The sequence below is a fragment of the Enterobacter cloacae complex sp. HYC080_NIDB genome (assembly GCF_056673325.1).
Map to the genome: position 1 here is coordinate 3,867,600 of NZ_CP114212.1, position 25,808 is coordinate 3,893,407.

General features: G+C 55.3%; 25 protein-coding genes and 1 other annotated feature. Of the genes, 10 read left to right on the plus strand and 15 right to left on the minus strand.

Translation table 11 applies throughout. From position 1 onward, the window contains the following. From thrA to yjjY, 4 genes are all read right to left on the minus strand, one after another. Complete coding sequence (thrA, locus tag O1723_RS18385; RefSeq protein WP_014882481.1) at positions 1-2,463, minus strand: bifunctional aspartate kinase/homoserine dehydrogenase I; 2,463 nt, start codon at positions 2,461-2,463, stop codon at positions 1-3. 24 nt (positions 2,464-2,487) lie between these two features. Then, positions 2,488-2,605, minus strand: a sequence feature (Thr leader region). Then, a complete protein-coding gene (gene thrL, locus O1723_RS18390; protein WP_015572623.1) occupies positions 2,544-2,612 on the minus strand; it encodes a thr operon leader peptide in 69 nt (22 codons plus the stop codon). (Overlaps the previous feature by 62 nt.) 211 nt (positions 2,613-2,823) lie before the next feature. Then, complete coding sequence (locus tag O1723_RS18395; RefSeq protein ID WP_023336742.1) at positions 2,824-3,510, minus strand: tRNA/rRNA methyltransferase; 687 nt, start codon at positions 3,508-3,510, stop codon at positions 2,824-2,826. Between the two features lie 399 nt (positions 3,511-3,909). Further along, positions 3,910-4,050, minus strand: coding sequence for a YjjY family protein (gene yjjY, locus O1723_RS18400; protein ID WP_085928893.1), 141 nt, complete (start codon positions 4,048-4,050; stop codon positions 3,910-3,912). Positions 4,051-4,145: 95 nt separating this feature from the next. Between yjjY and arcA the strand changes: the two genes are divergently transcribed. Continuing rightward, positions 4,146-4,862, plus strand: coding sequence for a two-component system response regulator ArcA (arcA, locus tag O1723_RS18405; RefSeq protein ID WP_003856501.1), 717 nt, complete (start codon positions 4,146-4,148; stop codon positions 4,860-4,862). Positions 4,863-4,911: 49 nt separating this feature from the next. On the opposite strand, the gene creD is transcribed toward arcA, so the two are convergent. Genes creD through creA form a run of 4 tightly spaced genes read right to left on the minus strand, consistent with a single transcriptional unit; the run spans position 4,912 to position 8,919 of the window. After that, entirely contained in the window at positions 4,912-6,264 is a 1,353-nt protein-coding gene (gene creD / locus O1723_RS18410) for a cell envelope integrity protein CreD (protein ID WP_023336741.1), read from the minus strand. 56 nt (positions 6,265-6,320) lie between these two features. After that, the gene (gene creC / locus O1723_RS18415; RefSeq protein WP_023336740.1) at positions 6,321-7,745 is read right to left on the minus strand and encodes a two-component system sensor histidine kinase CreC; all 1,425 of its coding nucleotides are present in this window, start codon (positions 7,743-7,745) and stop codon (positions 6,321-6,323) included. Beyond that, a complete protein-coding gene (gene creB / locus O1723_RS18420; protein ID WP_014882477.1) occupies positions 7,745-8,434 on the minus strand; it encodes a two-component system response regulator CreB in 690 nt (229 codons plus the stop codon). Before creB ends, creC begins: the two co-directional genes overlap by 1 nt. A gap of 14 nt (positions 8,435-8,448) precedes the next feature. Next, the gene (gene creA / locus O1723_RS18425; protein WP_023332045.1) at positions 8,449-8,919 is read right to left on the minus strand and encodes a protein CreA; all 471 of its coding nucleotides are present in this window, start codon (positions 8,917-8,919) and stop codon (positions 8,449-8,451) included. A 211-nt stretch (positions 8,920-9,130) separates the two neighbouring features. Here creA and robA point away from each other — a divergent pair, with 211 nt between their 5' ends. Then, the gene (gene robA / locus O1723_RS18430) at positions 9,131-10,000 is read left to right on the plus strand and encodes an MDR efflux pump AcrAB transcriptional activator RobA (protein ID WP_023336739.1); all 870 of its coding nucleotides are present in this window, start codon (positions 9,131-9,133) and stop codon (positions 9,998-10,000) included. Here robA and gpmB read toward each other — a convergent pair. Then, on the minus strand, positions 9,997-10,644 hold the full coding sequence (gene gpmB, locus O1723_RS18435) for a 2,3-diphosphoglycerate-dependent phosphoglycerate mutase GpmB (RefSeq protein WP_014882474.1): 648 nt from the start codon (positions 10,642-10,644) through the stop codon (positions 9,997-9,999). The two genes, robA and gpmB, sit on opposite strands and share 4 nt — an antisense overlap. A gap of 50 nt (positions 10,645-10,694) precedes the next feature. Between gpmB and yjjX the strand changes: the two genes are divergently transcribed. Then, positions 10,695-11,210 (plus strand): inosine/xanthosine triphosphatase, encoded by a 516-nt coding sequence (gene yjjX, locus O1723_RS18440; protein WP_014882473.1) that lies wholly within the window; start codon positions 10,695-10,697, stop codon positions 11,208-11,210. Here the strand turns inward: yjjX and trpR are convergent. Together trpR and sltY are read right to left on the minus strand one after the other, a co-directional pair. After that, positions 11,207-11,533 (minus strand): trp operon repressor, encoded by a 327-nt coding sequence (gene trpR / locus O1723_RS18445; RefSeq protein ID WP_014882472.1) that lies wholly within the window; start codon positions 11,531-11,533, stop codon positions 11,207-11,209. The two genes, yjjX and trpR, sit on opposite strands and share 4 nt — an antisense overlap. A gap of 55 nt (positions 11,534-11,588) precedes the next feature. Continuing rightward, complete coding sequence (gene sltY / locus O1723_RS18450) at positions 11,589-13,526, minus strand: murein transglycosylase (RefSeq protein ID WP_023332044.1); 1,938 nt, start codon at positions 13,524-13,526, stop codon at positions 11,589-11,591. Between the two features lie 227 nt (positions 13,527-13,753). Here sltY and ettA point away from each other — a divergent pair, with 227 nt between their 5' ends. Then, complete coding sequence (gene ettA, locus O1723_RS18455) at positions 13,754-15,421, plus strand: energy-dependent translational throttle protein EttA (protein WP_023336738.1); 1,668 nt, start codon at positions 13,754-13,756, stop codon at positions 15,419-15,421. Positions 15,422-15,548: 127 nt separating this feature from the next. Here ettA and O1723_RS18460 read toward each other — a convergent pair whose 3' ends face one another. Beyond that, positions 15,549-16,448 carry a LysR family transcriptional regulator gene (locus tag O1723_RS18460; RefSeq protein ID WP_023336737.1) on the minus strand — a complete coding sequence of 300 codons (900 nt, stop codon included), beginning with the start codon at positions 16,446-16,448 and terminating at the stop codon, positions 15,549-15,551. Between the two features lie 109 nt (positions 16,449-16,557). Here O1723_RS18460 and O1723_RS18465 point away from each other — a divergent pair, with 109 nt between their 5' ends. Beyond that, complete coding sequence (locus O1723_RS18465; RefSeq protein ID WP_023336736.1) at positions 16,558-17,559, plus strand: zinc-binding alcohol dehydrogenase family protein; 1,002 nt, start codon at positions 16,558-16,560, stop codon at positions 17,557-17,559. A 42-nt stretch (positions 17,560-17,601) separates the two neighbouring features. On the opposite strand, the gene nadR is transcribed toward O1723_RS18465, so the two are convergent. The 3 genes from nadR to serB form a co-directional block, all read right to left on the minus strand. Next, the gene (gene nadR, locus O1723_RS18470; protein WP_023336735.1) at positions 17,602-18,834 is read right to left on the minus strand and encodes a multifunctional transcriptional regulator/nicotinamide-nucleotide adenylyltransferase/ribosylnicotinamide kinase NadR; all 1,233 of its coding nucleotides are present in this window, start codon (positions 18,832-18,834) and stop codon (positions 17,602-17,604) included. Between the two features lie 35 nt (positions 18,835-18,869). Continuing rightward, positions 18,870-20,255: a DNA repair protein RadA gene (gene radA, locus O1723_RS18475; protein WP_014882467.1), complete on the minus strand. Its 1,386-nt coding sequence runs from the start codon at positions 20,253-20,255 to the stop codon at positions 18,870-18,872. A 74-nt stretch (positions 20,256-20,329) separates the two neighbouring features. After that, positions 20,330-21,298: a phosphoserine phosphatase gene (gene serB / locus O1723_RS18480; RefSeq protein ID WP_248190955.1), complete on the minus strand. Its 969-nt coding sequence runs from the start codon at positions 21,296-21,298 to the stop codon at positions 20,330-20,332. Positions 21,299-21,415: 117 nt separating this feature from the next. Between serB and O1723_RS18485 the strand changes: the two genes are divergently transcribed. The 5 genes from O1723_RS18485 (at position 21,416) to O1723_RS18505 (ending at position 25,788) form a co-directional block, all read left to right on the plus strand. Then, a complete protein-coding gene (locus O1723_RS18485) occupies positions 21,416-22,060 on the plus strand; it encodes a YtjB family periplasmic protein (protein WP_014882466.1) in 645 nt (214 codons plus the stop codon). Between the two features lie 39 nt (positions 22,061-22,099). Next, on the plus strand, positions 22,100-23,116 hold the full coding sequence (gene lplA, locus O1723_RS18490; RefSeq protein WP_248190957.1) for a lipoate--protein ligase: 1,017 nt from the start codon (positions 22,100-22,102) through the stop codon (positions 23,114-23,116). A gap of 234 nt (positions 23,117-23,350) precedes the next feature. Further along, complete coding sequence (locus tag O1723_RS18495; RefSeq protein WP_014882464.1) at positions 23,351-24,061, plus strand: DUF1120 domain-containing protein; 711 nt, start codon at positions 23,351-23,353, stop codon at positions 24,059-24,061. A gap of 239 nt (positions 24,062-24,300) precedes the next feature. Beyond that, the gene (locus O1723_RS18500) at positions 24,301-25,017 is read left to right on the plus strand and encodes a DUF1120 domain-containing protein (RefSeq protein ID WP_014882463.1); all 717 of its coding nucleotides are present in this window, start codon (positions 24,301-24,303) and stop codon (positions 25,015-25,017) included. A gap of 69 nt (positions 25,018-25,086) precedes the next feature. Next, complete coding sequence (locus O1723_RS18505; RefSeq protein WP_023332040.1) at positions 25,087-25,788, plus strand: fimbria/pilus chaperone family protein; 702 nt, start codon at positions 25,087-25,089, stop codon at positions 25,786-25,788. Positions 25,789-25,808: the final 20 nt, after the last annotated feature.

A 25,808-nucleotide genomic window follows, 5' to 3' on the forward strand; every position in this document is an offset into this window, starting at 1 on the left:
TTAAACTCCTAACTTCCATGACAGGGTACGCAACAGATCGGCAAACACACCCGCCGCTGTAACATCGTTCCCTGCGCCATAGCCGCGAAGCACCAGCGGTAATGGCTGATAATAGTGGCTGTAAAACGCGAGGGCGTTTTCGCCGTTTTTGACTTTGTACAGCGGATCGTTGCCATCCACTTCGGCAATCTTCACCCGGCACACGCCATCTTCTTCAATGTTGCCAACATAGCGCAATACCTTACCTTCATCACGGGCTTTCGCCACGCGCGCGGCAAAAGCATCGTCAAGCTGGGGTAAATTCGCCATAAAGGTGCTGACATCACCGCTGCTGTCAAACTCGGCTGGCAACACGGGTTCAATCACAATGTCCGAAAGCTCCAGCTCACGACCGGTTTCGCGCACGAGGATCAGCAGCTTACGCGCCACGTCCATGCCGGAGAGATCGTCACGTGGATCCGGCTCGGTATAGCCCAGCTCGCGCGCGGCGCGGGTGGCTTCCGAGAGGCTCATGCCCTCGTCCAGCTTGCCAAAGATAAACGACAGGGAGCCGGAGAGAATGCCGGAGAAACGCTGCAGTTCGTCGCCCGCATTCAGCAGATTTTGCAGATTTTCGATAACCGGCAGGCCGGCGCCCACGTTGGTGTCGTACAGGAACTTACGGCGCGACTTGCTCGCCGCCAGACGCAGCTGGTGATAGTAATCCATCGACGAGGTGTTGGCCTTTTTGTTCGGCGTCACCACGTGGAAGCCTTCGCGCAGGAAATCCGCATACTGGTCGGCAACGGCCTGGTTTGACGTACAGTCGACAATCACCGGGTTAAGCAGATGGTACTCTTTTACCAGACGGATAAGGCGACCCAGATTAAACGGCTCTTTCGCCTCTTCCAGCCCGGCCTGCCAGTTTTCAAGATTCAGACCATGCACATTGGTCAGTAGCGCTCTGGAATTGGCAATACCGCAGACGCGCAGATCGATATGTTTCTTCTTGAGCCACGCCTGCTGACGCTTCACCTGCTCGAGCAGCGCGCCGCCGACACCGCCCACACCAATCAGGAACAGCTCAATGACCTGATCGGTATTGAACAGCATCTGATGCACCACGCGCACGCCGGTGGTGGCATCGTCGTTATCCACCACGACGGAGATAGAACGCTCAGACGAGCCCTGGGCAATCGCCACGATATTGATGTTGGCGCGGGCCAGCGCGGCAAAGAACTTCGCGGAGATACCGCGCAGGGTGCGCATCCCGTCGCCCACGACGGAGATGACGGCCAGACGCTCCTGAATGGAGAGCGGCTCCAGCAACTCCTCTTTCAGCTCCAGATAAAACTCTTCTTCCAGCGCACGGCGTGCGCGCAGGCAGTCGGCCTGCGGCACGCAGAAGCTGATGCTGTACTCGGAAGAGGACTGCGTGATCAGCACCACCGAGATACCATTGCGTGACATTGCGGCAAATACGCGCGCCGCCATGCCGACCATGCCCTTCATCCCCGGACCGGAGACGCTGAACATCGCCATGTTATTCAGGTTGGAGATGCCTTTCACCGGCAGGCCATCTTCATCGGAGCTGGCACCAATCAGCGTGCCTGGCGCTTGCGGGTTACCGGTGTTTTTAATCAGGCAAGGGATCTGGAACTGGGCAATCGGGGAGATGGTACGTGGGTGAAGCACTTTGGCGCCGAAGTAGGAAAGCTCCATCGCTTCCTGGTAAGACATCGACTTCAGCAACCTGGCGTCCGGTACCTGGCGCGGGTCGCAGGTATACACGCCGTCGACGTCAGTCCAGATCTCACAACAGTCTGCGCGTAAACAGGCAGCCAGCACGGCGGCAGAGTAGTCGGAGCCGTTACGGCCCAGCACCACCAGCTCACCCTTCTCATTTCCGGCGGTAAAGCCCGCCATCAGGATCATGTGGTCAGACGGGATTTTGCTCGCGGCGATACGGCGGGTTGATTCGGCAATATCAACGGTAGATTCGAGGTAGTGGCCCACCGCAAGCAGTTTTTCAACCGGATTGATGACGGTCACGCCGTGGCCACGCGCTTCCAGCAGGCCAGCCATGATGGCGATTGACAGTTTCTCACCGCGGCAGATCAGCGCCGCGTTGATGCTGTCCGGACACTGGCCCAGCAGGCTGATACCGTGCAGTACATGTTTGATCTGAGCAAACTCCTGCTCAACGAAAGACTTCAGCTGTGCGAGCGGGAAGCCGGGCTGTGCCTCCGCCAGCCCCTGCAGCAGCTCAGCGAAGATACGCTCGGCATCGCTGATGTTCGGAAGTGCATCCTGACCACCGATGGTTTTTTCAATCATCGCCACCAGATGGTTCGTGATTTTTGCCGGGGCAGAGAGCACGGTCGCAACCTGCCCCTGCCTGGCGTTGCTCTCCAGGATATCGGCAACACGCAGAAAACGTTCTGCATTTGCCACTGATGTACCGCCGAACTTCAACACTCGCATGGTTCTACCTCGTTTCCTTTAGCCGAAAAAAAAGCCCGCACTGTTCAGGTGCGGGCTTTTTTTTGTTTTTCCTGTACGCGTCAGCCCGCATCGTTACCTGTGGTAATGATGATGGTTGTAGTAATGGTGGTGATGCTGATGCGTTTCATGGATGTTGTGTACTCTGCCATTATTATCTGTCTGTGCTGTATTCTTTTAGGGTTAAAGGATCGGGCACCTTAAGTCAATGAATTTTTAATTTGATCACAATTCCGCAGAGACTCACGCCCCGCTGTTTGCCGATTTATTTTCATCCGATTCCCCCAAATGCAACCCTCCATGACAGACAATTTCGCCATAGTGAAAACTTATGACAGCATTTTACTCGGCTAATTTTTTTTCAATATCGTGCAGCAAACGGTGCAACATTGCCGTGTCCCGCTGCTCAAGTCGTCCGAGACGCTGGTGTAGCCAGTCAGCCATTTTTTGATCGTCCGCCACATCCAGCCGCAAGAGCAAGTTCTCCACGCGAGCGCGAAGTGCAGCCAGCTGGTTTTCATCGGTTCCTGTATCGGGCGGCTGGGGGATTTGTATTAAGGATGCTAATTGATAGCAATAGACCATGACCGCCTGGCCTAAATTCAGAGACGGATAATCCGCGACCATCGGCGCGCCAGTCAGAACGTCCGCCAGTGCCAGCTCTTCGTTAGTGAGTCCGGAATCTTCGCGGCCAAACACCAGCGCCGCTTTCTCAAGCCACTGGCTTTTCTCTTCCAGCATGGGCACCAGCTCAGCAGGCGTGGCGTAGTAATGGAACTTCGCGCGGCTGCGGGCGGTGGTCGCAACGGTAAACGAAATGTCATGCAGTGCGTCGGCAAGCGTAGCGTAAGTCGTTATATTATCGAGAATATCTCCCGAACCATGCGCCACCCAGCGGGCAGCAGGCTCCAGGTGCGCAGTGCTGTCCACAATACGTAAATCGGTAAAACCCATGGTCTTCATGGCACGCGCCGCAGCGCCTATATTTTCTGCTCTGGCTGGGGCGACCAGTACAATCGACAGATGCATTTATGCTCTCTTTTTAATCAGTTAGCGGGTAAAAATGTGATGCACTTCAACATATTACGCAGCGCAAATTTACAAATTTGCAACACAAATCACCGAAATAGCGTTTCATAACAAATTAAAGACGCTAAACTATTTTGTGTCTGAACAATCAGTTAGAATGTTAACAGAAGACCATTATCCTTATGTTTTATAATGATAATGGCATCATGAATACCCTATTCTGATTGGATTCGCTTCGTTTATATATCAATGTCCGCAACTAGTTGGTTTATTGAAAAATTGTGACAAAGGCTAGCATTCGGCTACGATGATTTCATCAAACTGTTAACGTGCTACAATTGAACTTGATATATGTCAACGAAGCGTAGTTTTATTGGGTGTCTGGTGTCACTTAGCCTGTTATGTTGCTGTTAAAATGGTTAGGATGACAGCCGTTTTTGACACTGTCGGGTCCAAAGGGAAAGTACCCAAGACCAAGCTAATGATGTTGTTGACGTTGATGGAAAGTGCATCAAGAACGCAATTACGTACTTTAGTCACGTTAAGCCGATCATGTTAATTTGCGACATGCATCAGGCAGGTCAGGGACTTTTGTACTTCCTGTTTCGATTTAGTTGGCAATTTAGGTAGCAAACATGCAGACCCCGCACATTCTTATCGTTGAAGACGAGTTGGTAACACGCAACACGTTAAAGAGCATTTTCGAAGCAGAAGGCTACGATGTCTTTGAAGCGACCGATGGCGCAGAGATGCATCAGATCCTTTCTGAAAATGATATCAACCTGGTAATCATGGATATCAACCTGCCGGGCAAAAACGGGCTTCTTCTGGCGCGCGAACTGCGTGAGCAGGCGAACGTCGCGTTAATGTTCCTGACAGGCCGTGACAACGAAGTTGATAAAATTCTTGGCCTGGAAATCGGTGCGGATGACTACATCACCAAGCCGTTCAACCCACGCGAGTTAACCATTCGTGCACGCAACCTGCTGTCCCGCACCATGAACCTGGGCACGGTCAGTGAAGAGCGTCGTAGCGTCGATAGCTACAAATTCAACGGCTGGGAACTTGATATCAATAGCCGTTCGCTGATTAGCCCGAACGGTGAGCAGTATAAACTGCCGCGCAGCGAATTCCGCGCGATGCTGCACTTCTGCGAAAACCCGGGCAAAATTCAGTCCCGTGCAGAACTGCTGAAGAAAATGACCGGCCGTGAGCTGAAGCCACACGACCGTACCGTAGACGTGACCATCCGTCGTATTCGTAAACATTTCGAATCTACGCCTGATACGCCGGAAATCATCGCCACTATCCACGGCGAAGGGTACCGTTTCTGCGGAGACCTGCAGGAGTAATCCCGCAGTCAATGCAATAAAGAAAAACGGCGCATTCGCGCCGTTTTTTTTATTTCCAGATCCGCATCGTGTCGTTATCGGGCTCTGCGGGTGGCTCAGGGCGCTTCGGCTGTGAAAGCGAATACCAGTCGAAATGCCGGGTCAGGTACATCACGGCGAACAGTGCCAGTGCGAGCACCGCTGACCCCAACAGCAGCGCACTATCCTCCGAGCGCAGCAGGAACCACATCACCACGTCCAGCCCCAGCAAGGCCAGCACAAACAACCCGCTGCGCTTCCAGCTTTTTAGCACCGCCTGCAGGTACATCCCGTTCATCGCAGCACCCACCAGGCTTGCAACAACCCAGGCAGGCGTAAAGCCGACGTGTTCTGACAGCGCCAGCAGCACCAGATAGAACAGCACCAGCGACAGCCCCACCAGCAGATACTGCATTGGGTGCAGGCGCAGCCCGGTTAAGGTTTCGAAGACAAAGAAGGCCATAAACGTCAGCGCAATCAGCAAAATAGCATACTTGATTGCCCGGTCAGTCAGCTGATACTGATCGGCAGGTGTGGCTACCGTGACGCTAAAAGCCGGGATCGACTCCCACGCAGGAGATTCACTCCCGTTGAACCAGCTCTCAAGGTTGTTCGCAAACCAGCTGCTCTGCCAGTTCGCCTGAAAACCTGAATCACCGATTTTGTGTTTCACCGGCAGATAGTTGCCCATGAAGCCCGGATGCGGCCAGTTGCTGTTCAGCGCCATTTCGCTGTTACGTCCCACGGGCACCACGGCAAAACTCCCCGTCCCCGCCAGATTCAGCGACATCTCCATGGCAAACGTTTTTGACTCCAGCGCTTTATCCGTCAGCGGGATATGAACACCGGAAAGCGCGCCAGATACGCCCGAACCCGGCTCTACGCTCAGCGTCTCGCCATTGATACTGGAGACTTTCACCGTGCCAATACCGCGTGCATCGCCCACTCCAACAACGATAAACGGCTGCCCAAGGGTCATCGTCTCCCCTTTAAGCTGCGTCATTTTTTCGGTGCTGAACTGCGCTTTTATTTTGAGATCGGTGTTCCAGATCTGTCCGTCATAGATGCCGATATTTCGGGACTCAACGCGCTGGTTACCCTCAACAAGCAGCGACTCCGGCAGGATAAAATGCAGATAGCTTTTCTTGTACTCGACCTTCTTCTCATCCTCTAGCTTGTAAAAGATCTCTGTCACCGGAATCGCAATCAGCGGGCCGATCAGTTTTTGCGGTCCGCTGGTGCTCTGGCGAAGCGTATTTTCGACATCATTACGGTAGCTTTCACGCTCTGCAATGAGGTTACTTACCATAAACAGCGGGACTAACAGCAGCAGAATGCACCCCAGCAGGGTGCTTATTTTCCAGAACAGGGGGGATTTCATCATTACGTCTCCTTTGTGATGAAGAGAGCGTAACCAGGCTGTGTGGGGGCAGTTTGAAGTTATGTGAAGGGACGGTGAAGTGTCAGCGTGGCCATCACGCCGCCCTCATCACGATTGCGCAATGTAATCTCTCCCTGATGCAGACGCGCCACCTCCTGCACAAAGGCCAGCCCGAGCCCACTGCTCTTAAGCCCGTTCTCGCGCGGAAGGGAATAGAAGCGTTCAAAAATACGATCCAGCGCGTAATCCGGGATCCCGCTTCCGCTGTCGATGATGACAAGCTGTATCTGCCCCTGCTCTTCCCGGGCCGCCAGTTCAATGGTTCCGCCCTGAGGCGTAAAATCGATGGCGTTATCCAGCAAATTGCCGAGCGCCTGTTCGAGGAGATCGGGATCGCCTTCAACATTAAACGGAACAGGCTGGATAGTCAGCACAATCGCTTTTGCCGATAGCAGGGCCGAGCGCGCGTCAGCAAGCCGCGTAAACAGTGAATTGACCCGGATGACCTCCGGCGTAATCTCGACCCGATTTTCAAGCCGCGCCTGCGCGAGCAGTTTTTCAACCAGCGACTGCATGCGTGCGTTTTGTACCAGAATGTTATCAATAAAGCGTGCTGCCACCTGCGGCGGCGGCTGCTCGGCAAGGATTTCCGCCGCGCCGCGTATGGCCGCCATCGGGCTTTTCAGCTCGTGGGTGAGCGCATGGACATAGCGTTCAATGTAATTTTTCCCTTCGAGACGAATGCGCATATTCTCCAGCGCCTGGGCCAGCTTGTGCAGTTCGCTGCTGCCCGGATTAGGTAGCGGGAGAGGCGTGTCGGTGGTCACCGAATCGGCATAGCGCGATAACGTACTGATAGAACGATTGATCCACCAGGCGACAAGGAGACCAATCAGCAAGGCAATGCCGAGCAACGCGCCACCCGCCCAGAGGATCCGCCGCTCGCTGCGGTGGATAACCGGTGCCATCGCGCTGTTCGGTTTCCCGACCGACAGCACGCCGATAATCTTACCCTGCTCCACAACCGGCGCGGCAACATACATCACCGTACTCTCAGGATCGTCTGGATTGCTCTGAGTGCTGCGCGCGCCGTATTTACCGCGAAGCGTCAGCCAGACATCGTTCCAGCGCGAGTAATCTTGCCCCACGGCCAGACCGGCGGAATCAAACACCACTCTGCCCTGCGCATCGGTCATATAGACGTGATACTCGTTACGCACCTTATAGATGCCGCCGAGGTTGGCGCGGAAAGGCCGCTGATGGAGCTGTGAAAAGGCCTGCGCCAGTTTGCCCTGCTGAGCATTCCCCGAAAGAAGATCGTCGCGCCCGATTTCGGCAAGCAAGGTCGCGGTATCGATCAACGTCCCCTCGGTGGCCCTGCGCACGCCGGGCTTCACTTCCTGAACAAAAATCGACAGCACAAACCACGCGGCGATGCCCACGATCAGGAAATATCCCAGCAACAACCGCATCCCAATGCGCATCAGTAAAGGCCCAGACTGTAGCCCATACCGCGATGGGTACTAATGGGAGACTGTTCATCGTTTACCGCCCGCAGCTTGGCGCGCAGGGTTTTGATATGGGTATCCACGGTACGATCGAAGCTGTCGCCGTCTTCACCCCATACCTTGTCCATCAGCTGCTGGCGAGAAAATACCCGCCCGGGGGCCTGTAAAAAGGTTTTGAGCAGCAAGAACTCGTAGCGGGTCAGGGGTAAAACTTCACCGCACCAGCTTATTCGGGCGGCAGGTTCATTTAGCTCAAATTGCCCGATACGCATCGTTTCTGCTGGCGCGGCGGATTTTTGCATCCGCCGTAAAATTGTCCTTACCCGGGCGCAGACCTCTCGCGGAGAAAAAGGCTTGGCGACGTAGTCGTCGGCGCCCATTTCCAGCCCGAGGAGTTTATCCACTTCATCACTGCGTGCCGTGAGAAACAGCACCGGAAGTGACGGATGCTGCGCCAGCAGCTGGCGGCAGAGTTCAAAGCCGCTGATGTCCGGCAGCCCAACATCCAGAATGGCGAGCGCCGGGATCTGCCGCCGCGCCTCCTCCAGCACCGGTAAACCGCGCTCAAACGCCTTTACCGCAAAGCCTTCCTGCTGAAGCATGTAGATAAGCGTATCGGCGATACTGGTTTCGTCTTCAACCAGCCAGACCACAGGTTGTTGCATGGTTCATCCCTGAATTAATGCCATGGCATAATCGGCACGGCGCTGATGGCGTTTTTCGGCGAGCCTTCCACCACTTTGTCGGAATAGGCAAGATAAGCCAGCGTATTGCGCTTCGCATCATAGAAACGCACTACCTGCAGCTTTTTGAACACCAGCGACGTCCGTTTCTGGAACACCACGTCACCCTGCGCTTTACCGTTTTTAATTTTATCGCTCAGCTCAACCGGCCCCACCTGCTGGCAGGAGATCGCCGCATCGGAGGTATCTTCCGCCAGCCCCAGACCGCCTTTAATCCCGCCCGTCTTCGCACGGCTGACGTAGCAGGTGACGTTTTTCACATCTGGATCGTCAAACGCCTCCACCACAATTTTGTGGTCCGGGCCAAACATTTTGAACACGGTATCGACAGATCCAATCTGTTCCGCTTGCGCCGCACGGCCAACAACCAGCAACAGAGCGGTAAGAAGCAAAGTCTTGTATTTCATATTGTTACCATTCTTTAAAATTGCATTGAGCGATTATTCAACACTTTAGACAAAAATGTAGCAAGATCACAGGATTAGAATATATTCGCCCAAAAAGGGGGAGAAAAGGCATTAATGCGCAAAAAAAACACTGAATGCTAAAACATCAAAAAATGCTATTATCCGCTAACCTGTTATCAGGCACCTGCTGTTTTAAGGATGAGGATAGTATATGGATCAGGCTGGAATTATTCGCGACCTGCTCACCTGGCTGGAAGGTCATCTCGACCAGCCTTTGTCACTGGATAATGTGGCGGCTAAAGCAGGCTATTCCAAGTGGCATCTGCAAAGGATGTTCAAGGATGTCACCGGTCATGCTATCGGGGCCTATATTCGCGCACGTCGTTTGTCCAAGTCTGCGGTGGCATTGCGCCTGACCGCGCGGCCCATTCTGGATATTGCCTTGCAGTATCGTTTTGATTCGCAGCAGACCTTCACCCGTGCGTTTAAAAAACAGTTCTCGTTGACGCCAGCGCTCTATCGCCGCTCGCCAGACTGGAGCTCGTTTGGTATGCGCCCGCCGCTGCGTCTGGGCGAGTTCGCCATGCCGAAATACGAAATTGTCACGCTGCCGGAAACCCATCTGATCGGTACGACCCAGAGCTACTCCTGTTCTCTTGAGCAGATTTCTGAGTTCCGTCATCAGATGCGTGTCCAGTTCTGGCGCGACTTCCTGAGTCATGCGCCAGCGATCCCACCGATCCTCTATGGTCTCAACGAAACGCACCCAAGCCAGGAAAAAGACGACGAGCAGGAGGTGTTCTACACCACCGCGCTGACGCCAGAGATGGCAAATGGTTATATTCAGGGGTCTAAACCGGTCGTGCTGGAAGGCGGCGAATACGTGATGTTCTCGTATGAAGGACTGGGAACGGGCGTTCAGGAGTTCATCCTGACCGTTTACGGAACCTGCATGCCGATGCTGAATCTGAATCGCCGTAAAGGTCAGGACATTGAGCGCTACTACCCGGCGCAGGATGCGAAACCGGAAGAAGGCCCAATCAATCTGCGGATGGAATTCTTAATTCCGATACGTCGTTAACGCTGCAGTTCATCAAGCGCAGGGGCATCGAGATGCGAAATGTCCCCTGCCATCTCCACGACCCAACCCGACGCCAGCCACGCACTTTCCTGATAATCAATTCGGGAAATAGAGCAGTTGCGCAGACGCAGACGACGTTCAGCATAAGCCGGTAATCCCAGAATGGTGCTCACCAGGCAGCCCAGCGCAATACCGTGACTCACCAGCAGCGGACGGCTACCTGCCGGAAGCTTCAGACATTCCGCCAGTGCGGCATGCATACGCACGCTCAGCTCCTGCATGGATTCCCCCTCCGGGATGCGGCCATCTTCGGTACCGTTGACCAGCGTACGACGCCAGCCCTCTTCCGTTTCGGTCAGCGTATCGATATGGCGTTTTTCCAGCACGCCCATATCCAGCTCGCGCAGACGCGGCTCAAGCATCACGTCACAGCCGCAGGCATCTGCGATGATGCGCGCTGTCTGCTGCGTGCGACCTAAATCGCTGGTGATCACGTGGGTAATGCCCAGCGTCCTGGCACGCTCTGCCACCTGCCACGCTTGCTGGATCCCCTTCTCAGTGAGAGGACTGTCTGACTGGCCTTGAATACGTCGCTCGGCGTTCCACTGCGTCTCACCGTGGCGAACAAGGTATACCTGTAACATGCTTTTTTTCCGTTATACTGCGATGAGTTTTTTTTGAATCGAGCTTAATTATGCACCATGTTGTCTCTGCTACCACCAATCCTGCCAAAATTCAGGCAATTCTAAAGGCTTTTGAAGAGATTTTCGGCGAAGGATCCTGCCATATCGAAGCCATCGGCGTCGAGAGTGGCGTACCTGAACAGCCGTTTGGCAGCGAGGAAACGCGCGCTGGCGCACGAAATCGCGTGGCAAATGCTAAAGCCGCGGCCCCAAAGGCGGACTTCTGGGTCGCCATTGAAGCCGGGATCGACGAAGGTGCCACCTTTAGCTGGGTAGTGATAGAAAGCCGAGAGCAGCGCGGTGAAGCGCGTTCTGCCACCCTGCCGCTGCCAGAGATCATTCTGAACAAAGTGCGCGAAGGCGAAGCGCTCGGGCCGGTGATGTCACAGTACACCGGCATTGATGAGATTGGGCGCAAAGAAGGGGCGATTGGCGTCTTTACTGCGGGCACGCTCACGCGTTCAGGCGTTTACCACCAGGCGGTGATTTTAGCGTTAAGCCCGTTCCATAACGCGATATATCGTTAGGTATTTTTCAACAACACCGCTTCCAGCCACTGGCGCAGCTCGACCGGCGCAGACTTCAGGCTGTTCGAGCCGCGGGTGATCGTCGCGATGCCCGCGCCCAGCTCATTTTTCAGCTCACGCTGGCTCATTTCACCGCGCAGTAGCTCTTCAATGATCCGCACGCGCGTGCCCAGCGCTTCACGCTCGTCTGGGGTCAGCATCAGCTGCATAAGAGGTAAGTGCAAATCCTGATCGTAAGACTGGCGAAGCAGCTCCACAAAACGAAGCCACTCCTGGTGACGCTGTTCGGCCATTGCCGAGGAATACGGGGAATGCTGGGTCATGTTATGCTGCCTCTTGTACTCATTAGCGAGTACAGCATAACACAACCCACGCCGATCAGTAACGTCTCTGCCACTCGGCATCGCTCATCAGGGTATCTTTCTGCCCCATGAAGTAGCGATAGTAAGCATCGTACGCCAGCACGTTCTTCACATAACCGCGCGTTTCTGAGAACGGAATGCTCTCCACAAACGCCACGGCATCGATGCGTCCGGCGCTGTTGCCGAGCCAGGTACGCACGCGCCCCGGCCCCGCGTTATACGCCGCCGAAGAGAAAATGCGGTTATTGCCAAACTGCTGATAAACATACTGCAGATAGCTGGTACCGATGTTGATGTTGGTATCCGGATCGAGAAGCTGTGAGGGGCTACTGTACCCGGGGATGTTAAACATCTTCACCGTATGGGTCGCCGTTCCCGGCATAATTTGCATCAGACCGCTGGCCCCCACCGGGGAGCGGACTTTCGGATTCCAGGCACTCTCCTGACGGGCAATCGCCATCGCGTAACTTTGCGGGATATCTTTGCCGCTGGTGTAGCGTTCGAAAAGATCGTTGTACGCCAGCGGGAAACGCTCTTCAAGATGATCCCAAAGCTTACCGGCGATCGTCGCCTGCACGCTCAGATCCCACCAGTGGTTATCAAACGCATAGCGGGCAAGCTGGGCTTTCTCGTCGGTGGTGCGACTGGTTACCAGATTCGCCCACTCGCTGCGCGCGGTATTGTCCATATTCCAGTACATCAGCTCGCGCACGCGCGCCATCTCTGGCCCCTGCGTCAGCGCCGGGTTCGCATTCGCGGGCGCTTTATCAATGCGGAAGGTATACTCCTCGCCCAGGCGCTGCGCGGCTACCATCGGGTAGAAGCCGCGCTGCTGCATCAGGCCGTGGAGGATCTCTTTGGCTTCATCATCACGACCGCGCTCCATCAGCAGATCGGCCTGCCAGTAGCGCCATTCATCTTTCTCTTTGGCGTCCATCGGCAAACGTGCGAGCCAGGTATTCAGCCCCCGGCGATCGCCGGTGCCCAGCGCCATGCGCACGCGGCGCTCCACCAGCGACGTGGAGTTCGAACGCATAATGGCATCATCTCGCCAGCGTGCCTGTTCGTCGGTCACATCCGTGCCCATCAGTCGCCACGCCACGATGTCACGCAGCTCCTGGGTTTGATCGTCATTTAGCTGCTGCGCCTGCACCAGCTGCGGGATCATCAGCCGGGCGTTTTCCACATCGTCGCGCGCCACGCTGGCAAAAGCCACCGCCGCCATCTGACGGGTAAAGTCAGTCGCGCCCGTGCTGCGGGCAAAGGTCAGAACGCTGTTCGGATCGTTTGCCAGCGCGATAACGGCCGTAGAGATCGTCTGATAATCGGAGGGCATCTGCCCCGCCAGCGCGGTCACCAGGCGCGTGTTGCCGGCTTTCATCGCCAGGCGAATACGCTCAAGATAGGCCAGCGGATCCTGCTTGCCGGAGGCTCGCCACGCGCCAAACAGCGAATCACAGGCATTCGGCTGGCTTTTGCCGGTCAGCCAAAGATCCTTCGCCCCGGCCCAGGCCTCTTCCTGCTGTCCGGTCGCCCATTTCGCATAGTAGTAGTTACACTGCGCTTCAGTGGTATTCGGCTTATCAGGGCTAAATGCCAGCAGCCCGCGCCAGTCTTCGCGACGCGCCAGTTCATTCACAAAACGAGATTGCAGGGTTCGCGCAGGCGGCAGGGTCGGGTTCGCCTGAATGAAATTATTCACAGTGACGGTCGGCTGGTTCATGAGATCGTCAGTGATCTGGCGATACTCCAGATACGGATACAGTGGATAATCCTTCAGCGTCGGCATCAGCGCCTGCACGGTATCCATCTGCTTATTGTCCCACGCCTGTTTAATCTGGGCGTAGCGATTACGTTGTTCATCCAGTGAATCGGCATGCACCGCCTGGCTTACCGCCATTACGCATACGCTGGCAGCCAGCAGACGCCAGACCACCTGTTTGGCTTTTTCCACAAGCTCTTCCTCATTGTTTTTTCGTCAATTGCAGCGTCTTGCCACGTCAAAGTCACACCAACTTATGCTAACCAGGCATCCTGCAACGCGCCACGTTATGGACACTTTTTTACCTTTCTTGCGCGTTTTAACACTCCCGACGTTCCTGGCTGGGATTAGGGCGTGAAAAAGGCTACACTTCGAGGCTGAAATTCCTTCTCATTACGATAAAAGAGGCGAAGTCCAACGTGGCTCAATTCGTTTATACCATGCATCGTGTCGGCAAAGTTGTCCCGCCGAAACGTCATATTCTTAAAAATATCTCGCTGAGCTTCTTCCCGGGCGCAAAAATTGGTGTCCTGGGTCTCAACGGTGCCGGTAAGTCCACCCTGCTGCGCATCATGGCCGGCATCGATACAGACATCGAAGGTGAAGCCCGTCCGCAGCCTGGCATCAAGATCGGCTACCTGCCGCAGGAACCTCAGCTGAACCCGGAACACACCGTTCGTGAATCCGTTGAAGAAGCGGTTTCCGAAGTGGTTAACGCCCTGAAAGGTCTGGATGAAGTGTATGCCAAATACGCCGAGCCGGATGCAGACTTCGACAAGCTGGCCGCTCAGCAGGGCAAGTTTGAAGAGATTATCCAGGCGCACGACGGTCATAACCTGAACGTGCAGCTGGAGCGCGCGGCCGATGCCCTGCGCCTGCCGGACTGGGATGCGAAAATCGCCAATCTTTCCGGGGGTGAACGCCGCCGCGTAGCGCTGTGCCGCCTGCTGCTGGAAAAACCAGACATGCTGCTGCTCGACGAACCCACCAACCACCTGGATGCGGAATCCGTGGCGTGGCTGGAACGCTTCCTGCACGACTTCGAAGGCACCGTGGTGGCAATTACCCACGACCGTTACTTCCTCGACAACGTCGCAGGCTGGATCCTGGAGCTGGACCGTGGTGAAGGTATTCCATGGGAAGGTAACTACTCCTCCTGGCTGGAGCAGAAAGATCAGCGTCTGGCGCAGGAAGCTTCTCAGGAAGCCGCGCGTCGTAAGTCTATCGAGAAAGAGCTGGAGTGGGTTCGTCAGGGCGCTAAAGGCCGTCAGTCTAAGGGCAAAGCCCGTCTGGCACGCTTTGAAGAGCTGAACAACACCGAATACCAGAAACGTAACGAGACCAACGAACTGTTTATTCCGCCTGGAGCACGTCTGGGGGATAAAGTGGTTGAAGTCGCCAATCTGCGTAAGTCATACGGCGATCGCCTGCTGATTGACGATCTGACCTTCTCCGTACCAAAAGGGGCTATCGTCGGGATCATCGGTCCGAACGGCGCGGGTAAATCGACGCTGTTCCGCATGATGTCCGGTCAGGAGCAGCCTGACAGCGGCTCTATCACCCTGGGTGAAACCGTGAAGCTGGCGTCCGTTGACCAGTTCCGTGACGCGATGGATAACAGCAAAACCGTGTGGGAAGAAGTGTCCGGCGGTCTGGATATTATGCGTATCGGCAACACCGAGATGCCAAGCCGCGCTTACGTTGGCCGCTTCAACTTCAAAGGCACCGACCAGGGCAAACGCGTGGGCGAGCTGTCCGGCGGTGAGCGCGGTCGTCTGCACCTGGCGAAGCTGCTGCAGGTTGGCGGTAACGTACTGCTGCTCGATGAACCGACCAACGACCTGGACATCGAAACCCTGCGCGCGCTGGAAAACGCCCTGCTGGAGTTCCCGGGCTGCGCGATGGTTATCTCGCACGACCGTTGGTTCCTTGACCGTATCGCGACCCACATTCTGGACTACCAGGATGAAGGGAAAGTGGAGTTCTTCGAAGGTAACTTCACCGAATACGAAGAGTACAAGAAACGCACGCTGGGCGCTGACGCGCTGGAGCCGAAGCGTATTAAGTACAAGCGTATTGCGAAATAAAAGCAAAACGGCAACTTCGGTTGCCGTTTTTAGTATTTGTTCCCTATCCCCGTGGGAGAGGGCCAGGGTGAGGGCATCAGGCCGCACAGTTCGTAGGCCGGGTAAGCGTCAGCTCCACCCGGCTTTTTTATTTGTCCACGTAATACCGCTTCACCTCGTCAAACTGTATCGCAAAGTCGATATAGCTCATCAGCGCAGGCGAGTTCAGCTTGCGGCTCGGATAAGCCAGCCACAAATCATTCCCCTCGACGTTCCACTCCGGCAGCACCTTTACCAGCGATCCTGTCTCAATCTTATCTTCCAGAAGAAAGGCGGGTAATAGCGTGATCCCGGCGCCAGCAATCGCACATTCACGGGCGTACACCAGGTTATCCGTCATGTGGGCGTTATCCGGCAGGTAGCGATAATCCTCACTCTCGCTTCGCAGCAGCCACTCAGACCAGGCTTTGTGGGTAATGCAGCGGTGCTCCACCAGTTGGCGGGGATGGATTAACGGCTCCCGACGCGCCAGATAGTCGGGTGAAGCCAGCATATAGCGCGGACAATGTCCGATCATCCGGCCAATCAGAGAGGAGTCCTGCGGCTTACCGGTACGCAGCGCCACGTCAAAGCCGGACTCGACCAGATCCACCACATCATCAGAGATCGACACGTCCAGCGACACGTCAGAATAGCGAAGCTGGAATTCGGCATTCATATGCGCCAGCAGCGTCGCACCAATTCCCGCCGGGCAGGTGATGCGCAGCCGCCCGCTCGGGTTTTCGCGTAGCCGCTGAATGGCATACTCCGCCCGCTCGCTGGCCGCCAGCATTTCGCGACAGTGCACCAGATAATGCTCGCCTGCAAAAGTCAGGCTGATTCTGCGCGTCGTGCGGTTGAGCAGGCGTATTCCTACCTGCTGCTCCAGCTGGCTTATTCGCTGGCTGACGCTGGATTTTGGCAGTTCAGCCTTCTGTGCCGCAGCAGTAAAGCTGCCCATCTCGGCCACCAGCGCAAACAGCGCCATATCCTGAAGCTGTTTAAACATGATTGTTCATCCTGTGAGAACACTTCGTTCTTGATTGTCCATCTTATCATGCAGCTGACCACTTAATAGACTAGCCTCAACAAAACGCATGCCATTGAGGAGTCCATCCATGTCAGTTAAAGCCATTGCCGTTAATCCTGCGAATCCCGGCACGTTCATTGAAATCGCCCCGCCGATGCCGCAGCCCGGCGAGCACGATCTGCTTGTCGAAGTGAAAGCCGTGTCTGTTAACCCGGTCGACACCAAGGTGCATGCAGGCATTGTCAAAAACGGGCTGAACGAGCCGCGCATTCTCGGGTGGGATGCCAGCGGTATCGTAACAGCCGTGGGAACGGCCGTTACGGGATTTAAACCCGGTGACGAAGTGTGGTACGCGGGGGATATCACTCGTCCGGGCAGCAATACCACCCATCAGCTGATCGATGCGCGTATTGTCGGGCACAAACCTGCCAGCCTTGGCTGGGCGGCAGCAGCCGCATTGCCGTTGACCGCGCTGACCGCCTGGGAAGGGTTGTTCGAACGGCTGAACATTCAGGATGCGGACGCGGATAAAACGCTGTTGATTATTGGCGGCGCGGGCGGCGTGGGCTCGCTGGCGATCCCGTTAGCAAAGCACAACAGCAAGGTGAACATCATCGCGACAGCATCAAGAGAAGATTCCGCCCGGTGGTGCCGCGAGCGCGGTGCGGATCGGGTAGTGAACTACCGCGACCTGAAAGGTGAGCTGGCAAAACTGGGTATCACTTATGTGGATTACATTTTCATCCTCAATGACACCGACGGCCACTGGGATGCCGTCAGCGAACTGATCGCACCGCAGGGGCACATCTGCTCCATCGTTGAGAACGCGCATCCGCTGAACCAGGATAAGCTGAAATCGAAATCCGCCGCCCTGCACTGGGAGTTTATGTACACCCGCAGCATGTACCAGACCGCTGATATGGCGCGTCAGGGCGAGATCTTAAACGAGGTTGCAAAGCTGGTGGACAACGGCGTGGTGGAAAGCTCGCTCAGCGAAACGCTTCACGGACTGAGCGTGGAAAGCATTACCGAGGCGCACCGCAAAGTGCTGGAGGGACATATGCGAGGGAAAGTGGTGGTTGCGTTCTGAGGGAGCTGATGCCCTCTCCCACAGGGAGAGGGTGGTTAAAGCTTACCCCTGCTCCCCCATCATCTCCTTCACAAGCTCGACGCAGCGCAGGAAACGGGAGTCGTAGTCCGACTCTTCAACATGCACAAACTCAACGTTGTTTTCGTTGAGCATCTCCACCAGCATGGACTGGAACTCGCGCCTGTCTACGGAGCTGCCGAGGCTGCGCATGCCATCAGCGACCCATGGCGTGTTGTTTTCCAGCAGGATCACCAGGTCAAAGCGGTATTCGTCAATCAGCGCCTGCACGAACGGGTGCTCGCGCCCTTCGTACTTTTTACAGAACGCCTGCGTGGTGACGAAATCGGTATCAATAAACGCCACTTTGTTGGCATATTTGACCGCAAAATCAATGTACTGGGCGTGGCCGAGCGCGATTTTATCGTAGTCGGAATACTGCAGCGCCATCTCGTCACCGCCGAGGTGCGAGAAAACGTAATCGCGGCCATATTCCCACGCACTGGTCGTGTTGAAGATATTCGCCAGCTTATTAACGAGAGTGGATTTTCCGCTCGACTCACCGCCCAGGATCGCAACGGTACGTACAAAGAAGGGCTTTACCTCGGTCGGGATATAATCCCAGTAGCGGAACGGGTTTTCGCGGATCTGCGCCCCGCTGATGTTCATGAAGGTCCGTTTCGGATCGATCAGCACCGTCTCGATGCCCAGATGCTCGCGGAACTGCGGCGCGTCGGACTCTTCAGAGGTGTAGATCCAGTTAGGCACAATGCCCTTCTCTTCCATAAACGCTTTGATGCCGTTGCTCCACACGTCCCAGCCGTGCGGATAGGGCTCCATGCCCTCTTCGTTAAAAGCATGAATGCGAATGTTTTTCTGGTACTTAAAGGTCTGGAGCAGCCAGCGCAGGCGGTCAGGCACCGTCGGCTGCTGCGACATGGCGCTGTCCTCGAACAGCTGGCGGTCACGGGTTTCATCGTACCCCATAATGATGTGCAGCTCGTCCACCTGGCTACAGGCGCGCTGAATCAGGTAGATGTGACCAGTATGCAGCGGGTAAAACTTGCCAAACACCACGCCGATGTTCTTTTGCATACGGGGAAATTCAAGTCCCAGGAAACGGTGCAGCGCTTCGAGCTTCTGCGCGCTGGGGCTTTTGATTTTGGCGTTCAGCAGCTGGCTTAAATAGCCTTTGGTCATACCGCTGGCGTCCGCCACCTGCTGCAACGTGCAGCCTTTCTGGCGGATTGCGGTTTTGATGTAGTCAAATGATGACATAAATTACGGTGCCTCCTGCAAAATCGAATACGTAATTATAAGTCGTCAAAGACATTTAACGCATCTGCGAGTTTCTTAACGCCAAAAACCTGCATCCCTTCGGGGATTTTTTTCGGCACGTTAGCGGCGGGCACAATCGCGCGGCGGAAGCCGTGTTTTGCCGCTTCGGAGATACGCTCCTGGCCGCTCGGCACCGGACGGATCTCTCCGGCCAGGCCAACCTCGCCAAACACCACCAGATCCTGCGGCAGCGGTCTGTCGCGCAGGCTGGAGACCATCGCCAGCAGCAACGCCAGGTCCGCGCTGGTTTCCGAGACCTTCACCCCGCCCACCACGTTCACGAAGACGTCCTGATCCGCCATCTGCAGACCACCGTGACGGTGCAGCACCGCCAGCAGGATCGCCAGACGGTTCTGTTCCAGACCCACCGCCACACGACGCGGGTTGCCCATCATCGAGTGATCCACCAGCGCCTGGATTTCAACCAGCAGCGGGCGCGTTCCTTCCCATAGCACCATGACCGAACTGCCGGAGGTGACTTCGTCGCCACGGCTCAGGAAGATGGCCGACGGGTTGCTGACTTCACGCAGCCCCTGCTCCGTCATGGCAAAAACACCTAATTCATTCACCGCGCCAAAACGGTTTTTATGGCTGCGCAGGGTGCGGAAGCGGGAATCCGCGTCGCCGTCGAGCATCACCGAGCAGTCGATACAGTGTTCGAGCACTTTTGGCCCGGCCAGGGAACCGTCTTTCGTCACATGGCCGACCATCACAATCGCCACGCCGCGCGTTTTGGCGAAGCGTGTCAGGTAGGCCGCGGTTTCGCGCACCTGCGCCACGCTGCCCGGCGAGGACTGAATGTCCGCCATGTGCATCACCTGAATGGAGTCGATCACCATCAGCTTCGGCTGCTCTTCTTCGGCGATCATGCAGATCTGCTCGATGCTGGTTTCCGACAGCATATTCAGGTTGCCGGTTGGCAGGCCAAGGCGGTGCGCGCGCATCGCCACCTGCTGGAGTGATTCTTCCCCCGTGACGTACAGGGTTTTCATCTGCTCGGCGAGCTTGCAAAGCGTTTGCAGCAGCAGGGTCGATTTACCCGCCCCGGGGTTACCGCCGATCAGAATCGCACTGCCCGGCACCACGCCGCCGCCGAGCACGCGGTCAAACTCTTTGAACCCGGTGGAGAAGCGCGGTAGCGCTTCCAGGCTGATGTCTGAAAGCTTTTGCACCTTCGACACGCCTGCATTGCCCGCATAGCCGCTCAGGCGTTCGTTGCGGGCCACACTCGGCGAAGCCGCCACACCACGCACTTCGGTGATGGTGTTCCAGGCATGACAGGCGCTGCATTGCCCCTGCCAGCGCGGATAATCCGCACCACATTCATTACAGACAAATGCGCGTTTTGGAGCTTTCGCCACGGTGTACCTCGTTATTTCTGTGCGGACTGCGTGCCGGGTAGCGCTTACGCTTACCCGGCCTACAAAGCAGACCGTTATTTCTGATTAAGGCTGCCAGAAAGGATGCAGAACACCCCCATCAGGTCAGCATGACGGATAGTCACTTCCGTCTTTTCGTTCACTTTTGGCTTAGCATGGTAGGCAATGCCAAGACCAGCAGCTTTGATCATCGGCAGGTCGTTCGCGCCGTCCCCGATGGCGACGGTCTGGACCACCGGGATTTCATATTTTTCGGCCAGACGGGTCAGGGTGTTAGCTTTGTACTGCGCATCCACGATGTCGCCAATCACCTGTCCGGTCAGCTTGCCGTCCATAATTTCCAGTTCGTTGGCCACCACGGTGGTCAAATGCAGTTTCTCGCGCAGATAATCCGCGAAGAAGGTGAAGCCACCGGAGGCAATCGCCACCTTCCAGCCAAGGGACTGCAGCTTCAGCACCAGTTGCGTCAGTCCTGGCATCAGCGGCAGCACATCACGCACCTGGCGCAGGATGTTAGCATCGGCCCCTTTCAGGGTCGCCACGCGCTGTCTCAGGCTGGCGGTGAAATCCAGCTCGCCGCGCATCGCACGTTCAGTGACTTCCGCCACCAGCTCACCGCTGCCTGCCAGTTTAGCAATCTCGTCAATACACTCGATCTGAATAGCGGTGGAGTCCATGTCCATGACCAGCAGACCCGGCGTTTTCAGGTGCGGAATTTTACCGAGCGGGGCAACGTCCAGCCCTGCGTCATCCGCCAGACGCGTAGCACGCTGCGTCAGAGAACCCGCCAGGCGGATAACCTGGTAATCTTCTACGCACCAGGCGGCGACGATGACCATTGCCGCACCCAGTTTGGTTTGATACTGGGTCAGGCGTTGCTTATCCAGGCCGCGTCCATACAGCAGCCAGCCGCTACGGCCAGCGTGGTAATCCAGAGGCATCACCTCATCGCCACTTAACGAGAGCGGCAATCCTGGCCATAAAGAGACATCCGTTGGCAGGTCACACCAGGTAATGTTCGGCATCAAAGCTCCTGTAATTTCGTTCGCGCCGGAAGGTTCCAGAGGGAAAATAACGCATGAGGCTACCCTGTAACCATCACTTCTGGCAACATTAAGCCCTAAATTTTCAGCAGGTGGAATATGGCTCGCGCAAAACTGAAATTCCGGCTTCATCGCGCCGTGATTGTCCTTTCCTGTCTCGCACTGTTAGTGGCATTGATGCAAGGGGCATCGTGGTTTAGCCAGAATCATCAGCGGCAGCGTAACCCGCAGTTTGAAGAGCTGGCCCGCACGCTGGCGCGTCAGGTGACCCTTAACGTCGCCCCCTATATGCGCACCGAGACGCCGGACGATAAGCGCATCGGCCAGATCCTGCGTCAGCTTACGGAAAACAGCCGCATTCTCGATGCGGGCGTGTACGATGAAAAAGGCGACCTGATTGCCCGCGCCGGTGAGCACGTCGACGTGCGCGACAGGCTGGCGCTGGACGGCAAAAAAGCCGGAGGCTATTTCAACCAGCAGCTCGTCGAACCTGTTCAGGGAAAAAATGGCCCGCTGGGCTATCTGCGCCTGACGCTCGACACTCACACCCTGCCGACCGAAGCCAAACAGGTGGATAACACCACCAATATTCTGCGCCTGATGTTATTGCTCTCACTGGCGATTGGCGTGGTGCTGGCGCGCACGCTGCTGCAGGGTAAGCGCACCCGATGGCAACAGTCGCCGTTCCTGCTGACCGCCAGCAAGTCGGTTCCGGAAGACGAAGAGAGCGAGAAGAAAGAATAGTGATAAAGTAGGCGGAGGATATGGAAAAGGAACTCTGCCATGACGACGTTACGCCTGCTTATCTCTGACTCTTACGATCCCTGGTTTAATCTCGCGGTGGAAGAGTGCATCTTCCGCCAGATGCCCGCCACCCAGCGCGTACTGTTTCTCTGGCGCAATGCCGACACGGTGGTGATTGGCCGCGCGCAAAACCCGTGGAAAGAGTGCAACACCCGCCGCATGGAAGAGGACCACGTCCGCCTGGCGCGCCGCAGCAGCGGCGGTGGAGCCGTGTTTCACGATCTGGGCAACACTTGCTTTACCTTTATGGCAGGCAAGCCGGAATACGACAAAAGCATCTCTACGTCGATTGTGCTGAACGCGCTGAATGCGCTCGGCGTAACCGCGGAGGCGTCAGGCCGGAACGATCTGGTCGTCAAGACCCCCGAGGGCGACCGGAAGGTCTCCGGCTCAGCCTATCGCGAAACAATGGATCGCGGGTTCCACCACGGCACTCTGCTGCTGAATGCCGATCTCAGCCGGCTGGCTAACTACCTCAATCCTGACAAGAAAAAGTCACAGGCTAAGGGCATTACCTCCGTACGCGGCCGCGTGGCGAATCTGGTGGAGCTTCTGCCGGGTATTACTCACGAGCAGATTTGCGACGCGATCCGTGAGGCCTTCTTTGCGCACTACGGCGAGCGTGTGGAGGCGGAAGTGATTTCCCCTGATAAAACGCCTGACCTGCCCAACTTCGTTGAAACCTTTGCCCGCCAGAGCAGCTGGGAGTGGAACTTCGGCCAGGCACCGGCGTTTTCACATCTGCTGGATGAGCGTTTTACCTGGGGCGGCGTGGAGCTTCACTTTGACGTGGAGAAAGGTCATATTACCCGCACACAAATTTTTACGGATAGTCTTAACCCGGCACCGCTGGAAGCGTTGGCGTCACGCCTGCAGGGCTGTGTATACCGTCCCGATATGCTGCAACATGTGTGCGACGGGTTGCTTGAACATTATCCGGAACAAGAGCGGGAACTTCGGGAATTGTCGGCGTGGATCGCTCAGGCGATAAAATAATTCTCGCCCCCGGTTAAGAAGAGAAAATAGCTTCCTCCGTTCTTATCCTGCCGGAATGTGTAAATACAACCGTGAATGTATTTACACATTTTAATAAAACTCAATTCAGAGATTAGATATACTCATTACAGAAATAACAATAACCATTAATAGAATCCCTGCGCTTGCATTTCAGCAAGTTAATGACTTCACGGAAATTTATACATTTATTTTATTAATGGTTAAGGAATAACAATGAAAAAGCTTCTTCTCGCAACGCTGATTGCGATGACCTCTTCGGCTGCATTCGCCGAAGGCAGCATCGTCATGAAGGTTCAGGGCAAGATGAACCATGCATCCTGTACGCCGGAACTCAGTAACGGCGGATCGATTGATTTTGGTACAATCGCGCTGGACCAGCTTTCTCCAACCCAGACCAACCAGATGGGTCATAAAGATATGTCTCTGACGATCAATTGCCCGTCAGCGACTAAAGTGGCATGGAGTATTGCTGATAACAAAGAAGATTCCAATGCGGCGACCTACCTGAACTCCAGCGAGTTTTACATTCGTGACGCCACAGACAATGGTGGGGACGTTTACGGTTCAGGTACCACCTACGGCGTAGGTACCACCGCTGCTGGCGATAAAATTGGCGCCTATGCAATCAGTACCCGTATCAATGAGATCACCGCTAACGGTGTGCCTGCTCAGGCGATCTTTGCGCCAAACTTCCTCAACAGCAAAGGCGAATATATGTGGCGTAACCTGGCCACCGGTGTGATTGCCAACGGTAACGCCGAGATCATGACCGCTACCAGACCCGGTTATACCGCACCGCTGGCCATCACCAGCGTTGTCTACCCGTTCAAAGTCTCTCTGGCCATTGTTAACACTGACCGTCTGACCACTACTGACGAAGCGCAGCTGAGCGGCGAAACCACCATCACTCTGGTTTATCTCTAACAGATAAAAACGCGTGACTCAACGGCGGATATTTCCGCCGTTTCTGCATAAAACATACGTTCAGAAATGTTTAATCGACATTATAAAATCTCAATACTGTCGTAAGAAAATCTAACTATTTAATGCGTTGATTCGTTAATAGAATCGGCCGCGACTCTTATGCCAGAAATTATCTTTTGGCAAGATTCATTTAAATTAAAAATATCCGAATTATCTCTTTCTATGGTTAAGGAATAACAATGAAAAAGTGCCTTCTCGCCACCGTTATGATGATGGCGGCGACAGCAGTTTATGCCGAACCTACTGCAATGTTAAAAGTTCACGGTACGCTGACCAGCGCAGGCTGCGTTCCTGAAATTAGCAACGGCGGCGTGGCCGATTTTGGCGAAGTGGGTCTGGACTCACTCTCCTCCGGTGTGGCTTATCAGGCTGGGCATAAAGATGTCACTCTGACCATCACATGTCAGTCTGCGACCCGCGTCGGCTGGACAATCAAAGATGACCGCAAAGACTCAAACGCGGGCGCACATAAAACGTCAAGCGAGTTCCATGTGGATAACGCTACCGCAAGCGGCGCACAGGCATACGGCGATTACCAGCTCAACGGTGTCGGAAAAACCAGCGCTGGCGAAAGTATCGGTGCCTATTCAGTTTCAACTTACATGAACGCGGTCACTGCTGACGGTGCAACCGTTCAGCCTATCGCCGCAGCGATGTATACCGGCGGTACCATCAGCAGCAGAAGCTGGATCAACCTGTGGGCCACCGGCATCCTCACTAACGATGGTACCGACGTCATGACCGTTGCCAAAACCGGCGAACGCGCTCCGCTGGCCTTCACGACGGCGGCCTTCCCTCTGAAGATCGCGCTGGCGATTGCGCCAAGCAAAAATCTGACCCTGACTGACAGGACTGACCTGGACGGTCAGTCCACAATCACGCTGGTTTATCTGTAACCCGCATTCACGACGCCAAACTCCCCGCTCAGGCGGGGAGTTTTAACCCATTGTTCAATATCAATATTCATGGAAAGAATTGTGAAAATCTCCCCTTTGGTCTGCGCTCTTTTTCTCACCCTTCCAGCGACAGTCTATGCTGCAGGCATGGTGCCAGAAACCACACTGCTGATGATTGATGAAGCCAACCACGGCGGTGTCATGAGTGTGAAAAACACGGACTCCATCCCCACCCTGCTTTATACCTCCATTAACGACATCGAGGGGGAGAATGGGGTCAAGCTCAACGTCACTCAGCCGGTTGTACGCCTTGAGCCAGGCCAGGAACAGCAGGTGCGCTTTATTCTTGAAACCAAAGAACCGCTGACCGTTGAACATTATAAACGCGTGATCTTTGAAGGCATTCCGCCTAAAACCAAAGATAAAAACGTTAAAGTCGGTATCAATCTTCGTCAGGATTTACCGGTGTTGATCCATCCTAAAAATCTTCCTGTTGTCACGGATGCATGGAAATTACTGACCTGGTCCGTACAAGAGAAAGAGGTTCAGGTCCGTAATACCTCGCCGTACGTTGTACGTTTTTCCACATCAGTGACGCTACTGCCTTCCCACACCGAGGGAGTGGTTAATAAAACCTTTATCCTGCCGGGTGAGACCATGAAGGTGCAGACAAATACCCCGATCGGTAGCGGCGATAATGCCGTCGAGTTCAACCCTGCCAGTCGCTACGGGATTGAAGTGGACAAGTACACTGCCGCGCTTACACGCTGATATCACAGGGAATTTTTAGT

Coding starts and splice junctions, on each gene's coding strand:
- thrA (WP_014882481.1), bottom strand. CDS start 2,463: ATGCGAGTGTTGAAGTTCGGCGGTACATCAGTGGCAAATGCAGAACGT.
- O1723_RS18395 (WP_023336742.1), bottom strand. CDS start 3,510: ATGCATCTGTCGATTGTACTGGTCGCCCCAGCCAGAGCAGAAAATATA.
- arcA (WP_003856501.1), top strand. CDS start 4,146: ATGCAGACCCCGCACATTCTTATCGTTGAAGACGAGTTGGTAACACGC.
- creD (WP_023336741.1), bottom strand. CDS start 6,264: ATGATGAAATCCCCCCTGTTCTGGAAAATAAGCACCCTGCTGGGGTGC.
- creC (WP_023336740.1), bottom strand. CDS start 7,745: ATGCGCATTGGGATGCGGTTGTTGCTGGGATATTTCCTGATCGTGGGC.
- creB (WP_014882477.1), bottom strand. CDS start 8,434: ATGCAACAACCTGTGGTCTGGCTGGTTGAAGACGAAACCAGTATCGCC.
- creA (WP_023332045.1), bottom strand. CDS start 8,919: ATGAAATACAAGACTTTGCTTCTTACCGCTCTGTTGCTGGTTGTTGGC.
- robA (WP_023336739.1), top strand. CDS start 9,131: ATGGATCAGGCTGGAATTATTCGCGACCTGCTCACCTGGCTGGAAGGT.
- gpmB (WP_014882474.1), bottom strand. CDS start 10,644: ATGTTACAGGTATACCTTGTTCGCCACGGTGAGACGCAGTGGAACGCC.
- yjjX (WP_014882473.1), top strand. CDS start 10,695: ATGCACCATGTTGTCTCTGCTACCACCAATCCTGCCAAAATTCAGGCA.
- trpR (WP_014882472.1), bottom strand. CDS start 11,533: ATGACCCAGCATTCCCCGTATTCCTCGGCAATGGCCGAACAGCGTCAC.
- O1723_RS18460 (WP_023336737.1), bottom strand. CDS start 16,448: ATGTTTAAACAGCTTCAGGATATGGCGCTGTTTGCGCTGGTGGCCGAG.
- O1723_RS18465 (WP_023336736.1), top strand. CDS start 16,558: ATGTCAGTTAAAGCCATTGCCGTTAATCCTGCGAATCCCGGCACGTTC.
- nadR (WP_023336735.1), bottom strand. CDS start 18,834: ATGTCATCATTTGACTACATCAAAACCGCAATCCGCCAGAAAGGCTGC.
- serB (WP_248190955.1), bottom strand. CDS start 21,298: ATGCCGAACATTACCTGGTGTGACCTGCCAACGGATGTCTCTTTATGG.
- O1723_RS18485 (WP_014882466.1), top strand. CDS start 21,416: ATGGCTCGCGCAAAACTGAAATTCCGGCTTCATCGCGCCGTGATTGTC.
- lplA (WP_248190957.1), top strand. CDS start 22,100: ATGACGACGTTACGCCTGCTTATCTCTGACTCTTACGATCCCTGGTTT.
- O1723_RS18495 (WP_014882464.1), top strand. CDS start 23,351: ATGAAAAAGCTTCTTCTCGCAACGCTGATTGCGATGACCTCTTCGGCT.
- O1723_RS18500 (WP_014882463.1), top strand. CDS start 24,301: ATGAAAAAGTGCCTTCTCGCCACCGTTATGATGATGGCGGCGACAGCA.
- O1723_RS18505 (WP_023332040.1), top strand. CDS start 25,087: ATGGAAAGAATTGTGAAAATCTCCCCTTTGGTCTGCGCTCTTTTTCTC.